Annotated in this window: 9 protein-coding genes; all 9 read right to left on the bottom strand. The window is 64.9% G+C overall.

The features are described from left to right. Positions 1-28: 28 nt before the first annotated feature. Positions 29-361, bottom strand: a complete 333-nt coding sequence (locus tag KXV01_RS14235; RefSeq protein ID WP_202908076.1) for a MarR family transcriptional regulator — start codon at positions 359-361, stop codon at positions 29-31. 158 nt (positions 362-519) lie between these two features. After that, entirely contained in the window at positions 520-708 is a 189-nt protein-coding gene (locus KXV01_RS14230) for a hypothetical protein (RefSeq protein ID WP_317987337.1), read from the bottom strand. Then, on the bottom strand, positions 663-1433 hold the full coding sequence (locus KXV01_RS14225) for a site-specific integrase (protein WP_238378392.1): 771 nt from the start codon (positions 1431-1433) through the stop codon (positions 663-665). The genes KXV01_RS14230 and KXV01_RS14225 overlap by 46 nt, the downstream gene beginning before the upstream one ends. Then, a complete protein-coding gene (locus KXV01_RS14220; protein ID WP_238378391.1) occupies positions 1373-1642 on the bottom strand; it encodes an Arm DNA-binding domain-containing protein in 270 nt (89 codons plus the stop codon). Before KXV01_RS14220 ends, KXV01_RS14225 begins: the two co-directional genes overlap by 61 nt. A gap of 265 nt (positions 1643-1907) precedes the next feature. Next, positions 1908-3257, bottom strand: a complete 1350-nt coding sequence (gene mnmE, locus KXV01_RS14215; protein ID WP_100477386.1) for a tRNA uridine-5-carboxymethylaminomethyl(34) synthesis GTPase MnmE — start codon at positions 3255-3257, stop codon at positions 1908-1910. Positions 3258-3260: 3 nt separating this feature from the next. Further along, positions 3261-5930 (bottom strand): polysaccharide deacetylase family protein, encoded by a 2670-nt coding sequence (locus tag KXV01_RS14210; protein ID WP_263467879.1) that lies wholly within the window; start codon positions 5928-5930, stop codon positions 3261-3263. 115 nt (positions 5931-6045) lie between these two features. Next, entirely contained in the window at positions 6046-7761 is a 1716-nt protein-coding gene (yidC, locus tag KXV01_RS14205) for a membrane protein insertase YidC (RefSeq protein ID WP_111096992.1), read from the bottom strand. Next, the gene (gene rnpA, locus KXV01_RS14200) at positions 7761-8255 is read right to left on the bottom strand and encodes a ribonuclease P protein component (protein WP_072168770.1); all 495 of its coding nucleotides are present in this window, start codon (positions 8253-8255) and stop codon (positions 7761-7763) included. The genes yidC and rnpA overlap by 1 nt, the downstream gene beginning before the upstream one ends. Positions 8256-8260: 5 nt before the next feature. Continuing rightward, positions 8261-8401 carry a 50S ribosomal protein L34 gene (rpmH, locus tag KXV01_RS14195; RefSeq protein ID WP_005411729.1) on the bottom strand — a complete coding sequence of 47 codons (141 nt, stop codon included), beginning with the start codon at positions 8399-8401 and terminating at the stop codon, positions 8261-8263. Positions 8402-8599: the final 198 nt, after the last annotated feature.

Below are 8599 nucleotides of genomic sequence, written 5' to 3'. Positions count from 1 at the left end.
CGGCAGGCTCTCTTCATGTCCGCGTCTATTAATCCAGTACCACCAAGAATTCGGTTGCCAGCGCGGTCGGCTGAACGTCCCGGACATTGCGTTGCAGGGAAACCAGCCCATAGTCCGCCATCAACCGCAGCGTGCGCGACAGGTTTGGCACCTTGCGCCCGCTGAGTTCGGCCAGTTCCGTCATGGACTTGGGTTGCCTGTCGTGAATGAGGCGCAGAAGACGGCGGTTGTCATCGGAAAGCACGGCAGCCAGCGATGCCAGGGATGGAAACCAGATGCTTGGCATCTCGCTCCCTTTTTGGGGTGGTCTATCTGTCTGTCGGACGCCGACAGTGCAACGCTTCATGATCGTGAGGTCCATGACATGTCTCTTTGATGATTATATCAGTGCGTGATAATCATCGTCGTTGAAGATGTCTCGGTTGCAGATGGCGGTGCCCTTTTGCAACCAAAGGGGGATAAGGCAAGGAATAGCGCTCAAGGGACAACAGCCCTACCCGGAAAAGGAAAAGGCCACCCTCAAGCCGAAGCAGCACTGATCACCAAGTTCCCCGACGGCGCCAGCCTGTCGATGTAGTCGGACCACGCTTGCAACATCTCTCGCCGCTGTTCGGCGTGCTCGGCCCGGTTGTAGACACCACGCACGCCGCCGATGGTGTGGTTCATCGCCTTCTCCACGACATCCGAAGACCAGCCCTGTTCGTGCAGCAGGGTCGATGCGGTGCGCCGCAGGTCGTGGATGGTGAAGGCGGGGATTTCCTGCCCAGCAATGACACCTTCAGCGCCTGGTTCAGCGCGTTACTGGCAAAGGGCTTTGCCAGGGTGCCACGGCCCGGCAGCACCCAGACGCTGCTGCTGGCCAGCGGCTTGAGTTCCTTGAACAGCGTCTGCGCCTGGGTGGACAAATAGACGATGTGCGGCTTTCCGGTCTTCGAGTTCTCGACCGGGATGTGCCATTCGCCTTCGTCCAGATGCACGTCTTTCCACTGCGCCAGCATCAGTTCGGACTTGCGCACCAGGGTCATCAGGATCAACTGGAAAGCGATCTTGAGCTGACGGCGGATATTGGAAGCCTGCATGGCGCGCAGGAACTGCCGGATTTCGTCAGGCGTCAGCGCCCGGTCACCGGCGGCGGCGCGATAGACGTGCCGCATCGGCAGGGCCATGACCGGGTTGGCCTGGATCAGGCCGCAGGTGAGCGCGTAATCGAACATGCGCTTGAGCAGGCCGCGCTCCTGGCCGGCGGCGGGATCGAAGCCTTGCTCCTTCTTGCGCCAGATGACACTGCGCACGTCCTCGGCGGTGATCTCCCGGATCGGCTTGCTGCCGATGTGCGACAGGATGTCCTTTTCCAGGTAGCGACGGGGCATGGTCACGTTCTTGCGGTCGCGTGACTGGATGTCCTTGAAGAAGCGTTCGGCGAATTCGGCCACGGTGGCGCCTTCTGCGCCTGCCACCTCTCCTGCTGCTTCTTCTTTGCCGGCGAATCTCCCATCGCCACTTGGTGGGCCGCCTCGTCCCCCTTCAGGCGTGCGTTCTTCAGCGTTAGCGCGGGGTACTTGCCCAGTGTCAACTTCTCGTACTTGCCATTCAGACGGTAGCGGTAGCGCCAGATGAGGCCCCCGGTCGGGAAGACCTCCACTTACAGCCCCCTGTCATCGGTAACCGTATAGGTCCTGTCCCTGGGCTTGAGCGCCTTGAACGCGGCATCGGTCAGTGCCATCTCATCCTCCGTATGTCCAAGCAGAGGAATGGAGAGCACATATCCCGCTAATTGGAGCCAAACTTGGACATATCAATGAGTGGCTTTGACTGTATCACCAAACTCGTCTGTGGACAAAAACTCCCTTCTTTGCACCATATTAAGATCATTCTAAAGATGTCGATGGATGTCCTTGGACATAGATTCACTTCCCGATGCAGAAACTGGAGAAGATCCTTCCCAGCAGATCATCGGCGCTCATCTGCCCGGTGATCTCGCCCAGCGCGTCATGCGCCAGCCGCAGTTCCTCGGCGGCCAGTTCCAGGTGCTCGTGCACCAGCTCGCCATCGGCACGCTGCGCGTGTTCCTGCGCACGCTCGATTGCATCCACATGCCGCGTGCGCGCCGAGAACTCGCCGTCCACCTGCTCCCCTGCACCGGCCGAAGCAATCGAACGCAGGCGCGCGTGCAGATCCTCGAGCCCGGCACCGGTGGCGGCCGAGACGAACACGCGGTCCGGATCGTCCAGCGACGGCAACGCCGCCAGCAGGTCCGACTTGTTGTGGATGTAGACCTTGTGCGGCACCGTCGCCACTGCATCGCCCAGCGCCACTTCACCGGCCGCCGGATCGCGCGCATCCAGCACGATCAGCGCCAGGTCGGTGCGCTCGATTTCCACGTGGGCGCGGCGCATGCCTTCGCGTTCGATGGCATCGCCGCCGTCGCGCAGGCCAGCGGTGTCGACCAGGGTCAGCTCCAGGCCGTCCAGGCGGATGGTTTCGCGCAGGGTGTCGCGGGTGGTGCCGGCGATGTCGGTGACGATGGCACGCTCGCTGCCGGCCAGCGCATTGAGCAATGAACTCTTTCCGGCATTGGGCGGACCGACCAGCACCGCATGCAGGCCATCGCGCAGGCGACGACCGCGTTCGGCGTCGCGGCGCAGCAGGGCCAGATGATTGCGCGCCTGCTCCAGCCCACGCCGCACCTGCGCACCGCCAAGGGTATCCAGCGGTTCGTCGGCGAAGTCGATGGCCGCTTCCACATGGATGCGAAGCAGCACCAGTTGTTCCACCACGGCGTCGATGCGCCGCGAGAACACGCCATCCAGCGAGCGCCGCGCGGCACGCGCGGCACGGTTGTCACCGGCGGCAATCAGGTCGGCGATGGCCTCGGCCTGGGCCAGGTCGAGTTTGCCGTTGAGGAACGCGCGTTCGCTGAACTCACCCGGCCGCGCCTGGCGCGCACCGAGTGCAATGCAGCGCGCGACCAGTTGCTGCAGCAGCACCGGGCTGCCGTGCCCCTGCAGTTCCACCACCTCTTCGCCTGTGAAGCTGTTCGGCGCCGGGAACCACAGCACGATGCCATCGTCGATGACTTCGCCATCGGCGTCGCGCAGGCGCGCATAGTGCGCATGGCGCGGCCGCAGCGCGGGCGCGCCCAGCGCGCGGGCGATCGCCGCGGCGCGCGGGCCGGACAAGCGCAGCAGGCCGACACCGCCGGCGCCCGGCGCACTGGCAATGGCCACGATGGTGTCGGTGCGGATCGCGTCATTCATGGCTCAGAGCTTCTCCAGCTGCGCGCGTGCCTGCGCGGCACCACTGCCCTGCGGCTGCAGCGCCAGGTAGGTGGTATAGGCCTGCTTCGCCTTGGCCTTGTCGCCCGCGTTGAAGTAGGCATCGCCCAGGTTCAGATAGGCCACGGCGCGCGAGGGGTCGATCTTCAGCGTGTTCTCCAGCCAGCGCGCGGCTTCGGCATAGCGTTGCTGGCGGTAGTAGACAAAGCCGAGGTTGTTCGCCGCTTGGGCAAAGTCGGGACGCAGCTTCAGCGCTTCGGTGAACTGCGCGGCTGCCTCGTCGTACTGCTTCTCGCGGTACAGCTGCAGGCCGCGGTCATTGGCCTGCTGCGCGCGCTGGCGGTCGGACGCCGGCCCGGCGGAAGGCACCACCAGCTGGGCCTTGCCGCCCTGCAGGTCAGCCACCGTCACCGGTGCCTGGCTGCCCTTGGCCTCGCTGGCGGCATCCACCTTGTTGTTCAGCGCGATCGCATCGGCGGTCAGCTGGCGCGTATCAGCGTTGAGGAATTCCTGGCTGTCCGGGACCTGGAACACGAACTCCCCGCCCTGCGAACCGGGCAGGCTGCCGAAGGCCGGGGTCTGGTGCGAGACCGCCGATACGGCCGGCGCCACGTAGGCGGCCAGCTCGGTACCGGTGATCAGGCCATCGCCGTTGAGATCCGCCTTCCCGGCCAGCGCCTGCAGCAGCACCCAGGTGAATACCGAGTGGCCATTCGGGCCGGCATCGGCCACCTGCTGGTCGGCACCACCGGCGGTCAGCATCTGCCGCGCGCTGCGGCGCGCGTTCTCGCGCAGGAACGACGATGACGACGGGCCGCCACGGGTCAGGCCCAGGCCGCTGTAGCAGGCATCCATCACGAACATCACATGCTTGGCCTGCATGCTTTCGGCAATGTTCTGGATGTCGGTCATCGCAATCGCGTCGGTGGCGAATTCCTTCGGATCCGAATCGACCGGGATGATGTAGCCGAGGTCGCGTCCGGAGGCGAGCTGACGGGTCGCGCCGTGGCCAGCGAAGAATACGAACACGCGGTCGTTCTTTCCGGTGCGATCGTCAGCCAGGCGATCGTGGAAGGCCGCGAGGATGTTGTTGCGCGTGGCCTGCTCGTTCTTCAGCACGATCACCTGCGAGGACGGGAAGCCGAACTGCCCGGTGAGGGTATCGGCCACCGCCTGCGCGTCATGGCTGGCGTATTCCAGCTTCGGCCACTTGGCGTAGTTGTCGATGCCGACCACGATCGCCCACGACTTCTCGTAGCCGGTGGTGACGGTGGCGGCACCGGTATCGCCCTTGCGCGCACGGGCGACAGTGAAGTCGCGGCCGTTCCAGCCGGCGAACTGGTAGCCCTCGGCGATCAGCCGGTCGAGGATCTGCGGCAGCGCCTTGACTGCACGATCATGGATGTCATGGAACAGGATGATGCCGCGCTGCTCCTTGTTCACCTGGTCGAGCACGCGCTGCACGATCGATTCCGGTACCGGGTCGGCCCAGTCCATCGAGTCGATGTTCCACATGATCGACTTCAGCCCGGCTTCGTTGAGCAGCTGCAGGCCTTCGGCATTGCGCGCACCATACGGGAAGCGGAACAGCGGCGCGCGCTTGCTGTCGACATCCTTCAGCAGCGTGTCGGTGTCCAGCACCTGCTGGCGCAGCGCATCGCCGGTGGTCCGTGAGAGCTGGGCGTGGGTCAGGCTGTGGTTGCCCACCGCATAGCCCTGTTCCATCAGGTTGCGGCTGATCTTCGCCATCGGGCCGAGGCTGACCTTGCCATCGGCCTCGACCTTGCCGAGGTTGCGGCCCACTTCGAAGAACACGCCCGGCACGTCGTAGCGCTTGAGGATGGCCACCACTTCATCGGTATAGGCCTTGTGCGGGCCATCGTCGAAGGTCAGCACCACGGTCTTGGCCGGCAGGTCGCGGCCGAAGATCTCGCGGTCGCTGTCCTTCATCGACATCGGATACGGCTCGATCACCCCGTAGTCGCGCAGGATCGCTTCACGGCTGTAGTCCCTGTGCAGGTGGGTGATGTAGTCGTCCCACTTCTCGCGCTTCAGTTCGATGGCGCGGGTGCGCTCGAAGCGGCTGAAGATGCGGGTCAGTTCCTGGTTGTAGTTGCGCTCGATCTCATCGAGTGCTTCCAGATCCTCACCGATGCGCTGGTGCAGCTTCACCGCCGGCAGCGAGGAATCGGTGCCGACCCGCTCATGCAGGTCACGCAGCACTTCACGGAAGGCCAGGCGATCGGCGTCGAACAGTTCGGGCGCAGACTCGATGTAGTCCAGCACCGTGCCGAGGGTGGCAAAGCGCTGCGGGCTGGAACCGCGCAGCAGGGTGTCGAACTGCGCGGCGATGATCGTGCGCTGTTCCAGGCCATCGTGGAACAGCTGCTGTCCCACACGCGTGGAGGTGCCGCGGTCGGCGGTCGACTGCTGCTCCTCGTCGGCCAGCAGCACGATGATCCGGCGGTAGCCATCGAGCTGCTTCTGCAGCGCTGCCAGCAACGGCGCAGCGGCAGGATCGGCGGCAGCCGCAGCCTGCGCGCTCGCCTGGGTGACGGTGGTCGCCGGCGCCTTCGCGTCCTTGTCACCGCAGCCGGCAACAACCAGGGTCAACAACAGCGAAGGCAGGAACAGGCGGAACGACGACGCACGCATGGCGGACTCGAAGATGGGAGGAACGGTGTGCAGGCGATTCTAACGCCGCATGCGAAAAGCCCGCCTTGCGGCGGGCTTCTGCTGGGGTCGGCCGGCCAGCGGCCGGCTCTACCGATTACTTCTTCTTGACCGGGGCCGGAGCGGTGGTGGCCGGGACCGGCTCGCCGCCGTGGCGCTTGGTCATCCACCACTGCTGCAGCAGGCCCAGGCCGCCGTTGACCACCCAGTACAGGACCAGGCCGGACGGCATGAAGGCCATCATGACGCCGAACACCAGCGGCATGAACTGCATCATCTTCTGCTGCATCGGGTCCATGCCCGGTGCCGGGGTCAGCTTCTGGGTGAACCACATCACTGCCACGTTGATCACCGGCAGGATGAAGTACGGGTCGCGTGCAGTGAGGTCCTGGATCCAGCCGAACCAGGGCGCCTGGCGCAGTTCGACCGATTCCACCAGCACCCAGTACAGGGCGAAGAAGATCGGCATCTGGATGAGGATCGGCAGGCAGCCGCCCATCGGATTGATCTTTTCCTTCTTGTACAGCTCCATCATCGCGGTCTGGAACTTCTGGCGGTCATCGCCATAGCGTTCCTTCAGCTGCGCGATGCGCGGCTGGAAGCGACGCATCTTGGCACCGCTCTTGTACTGGGTCGCCGACAGCGGGTACAGCACCAGCTTCAGCAGCACCACCAGGCCGACGATCGCCCAGCCCCAGTTGCCGACCAGCTTGTGCACCTGGTTCAGCACCCAGAACAGGCCCTGGCCGATCACCGCCATCATCGAGAAGCGGCTGTAGTCGACCACGCGGTCCAGGCCCGGCACGTCTTCCTTGGCAATCAGGTTGACCAGCTTCGGGCCGACCCACAGCCGGGCCTCTGTGCTGGTGGACTGGCCCGGGGCCACGGTGAAGGCCGGGCCGCGCGCTTCGATCAGGTCGCGACCGGCCACCTGCGACAGTACGTAGTGTGCGGTCTGGTCCTTCTGCGGGATCCAGGCGGTGAAGAAGTGGTGCTGCAGCATCGCCAGCCAGCCGCCGGTGATGTTCTGGTTGAGCGTGCCGTCTTCCAGGTAGTCCTTGAACGCACGGCGCTGGTACTTCTTGTCGTTGTCGTACCAGGTGGCGCCGTTGAAGCTGAAGGAGTCCGGGTTGGTCATGCTCCGCGACAGGATGGTCGGGGTACGGTCCAGGGTGCGGTAGACGTAACCGTTCCACGGTGCGGTGCCGGCATTGCTGACCTCGTCCTTGAAGCGCACGGCGTACTCGTTGCGCGAGACGGTCAGGGTGCGCTTGATGGTCACGCCGTTGTCGGCGGTCCACACGAACGGGATCTGCAGCTCGTTCTGGCCCTTGGCCAGCACGAAGTCCTTGGTGTCACCGACCAGCTTGAAGCCGTCGGCGCCGGGAACCGGGGTGTTCTTGTCTTCGCTGGCCCAGCCACTGATCGCGCTGTACGGATGCGCGGGGTCTTCGGTCAGCAGGCGAACCGGCGGGCTGCCTTCGTCCTTGGTCTGCGGGAACTGCAGCAGCTCGGCGTCGAGCACGCGGCCACCATCAAGCACCAGGCGCAGCACGTCGGTGGTGACGGTCACGCGCTGGCTGGCCGGGGTGGCACTGGCCTGCGCCTGCACAGCGGCCTGGCCCGGGGCGCCCAGGACCTGTGCACTGGGAATGCTGCCCGAGGCAGCGCCCGGAACACTCTGTGCGGCAGCCGGGGCCGACGTGGTCGTCGGTGGCGGGGTCGGAGCAGCCTTTTCACGGCTCCACTCCATCCACAGCAGCACGGCCACCATCAGCCAGGCAAAAATGAGGAATACGCGGGTCTGGTTCATCAGCGGACAGGCTCGGCGGGGCCGGGACGCGATGCCGGCTCGGTCAAAGAAGGAGTTGCGATGCCATCAGGCGGCGGCATTGTGCCGTCCACGCCCGGCGCGGGCAATGCACGCAGGCGACGCAGCAGGCGCAGGAAGGCCTGGCGGATCTCGTCGTTGCTGGCGGAACGCGCAGCACTACGGGCCACGACGACGAAGTCGCCTGGCTGGATATCGGTACGTGTCTGACGCAGGATGTCGCGCAGGACGCGCTTGATCCGGTTACGCCCGACGGCGTTCGGATCGACCTTGCGGGAAACCGCCAGACCCAGCCTGGCCGGCCGGTCAGCCGGCAGCCAGTGCAGGGTCATCAGCGGATCGGACACACGGCGGGCGCCGTTGAAGACCGTTGAGTATTCGGCACGCGTGCGAACCCGCGCAGAGCGAGGGAATCGCTTGCGCGGGTCTGCAGTATTCACTGTCGAAGGGATTGCGTCTGCCGCGGGGTGCGGCATGGCAATCAGGCGCTCAGGACTTTGCGGCCCTTGGCGCGGCGACGCGACAGGATCTTGCGGCCGTCAGCGGTCTTCATACGGGCACGGAAGCCGTGGTCGCGCTTACGCTTGAGGTTGCTGGGCTGGTAGGTGCGCTTCGTGGCCATTGGGGGCCTCTCGTATGAATGGGACGGAAAGAACCGGAAATTCTAGAGAGGTCTCCCCCCTCACGTCAACCCCTGGGGACTACGCGAATTCACCGGGCTGTGCAATAGCTGTGGATGTTTTTGTGAGTAAGTAGGGGACAAGCATTCCGAAGGCGGGCGCTCGGTGGTAGTCTGAGCCATCCATTTCCCCCCTTTCCG

The sequence above is a fragment of the Stenotrophomonas sp. Ps181 genome (assembly GCF_025697425.1).
GTDB lineage: Bacteria > Pseudomonadota > Gammaproteobacteria > Xanthomonadales > Xanthomonadaceae > Stenotrophomonas > Stenotrophomonas sepilia.
This window is presented reverse-complemented; position numbering and strand designations above follow the sequence as displayed.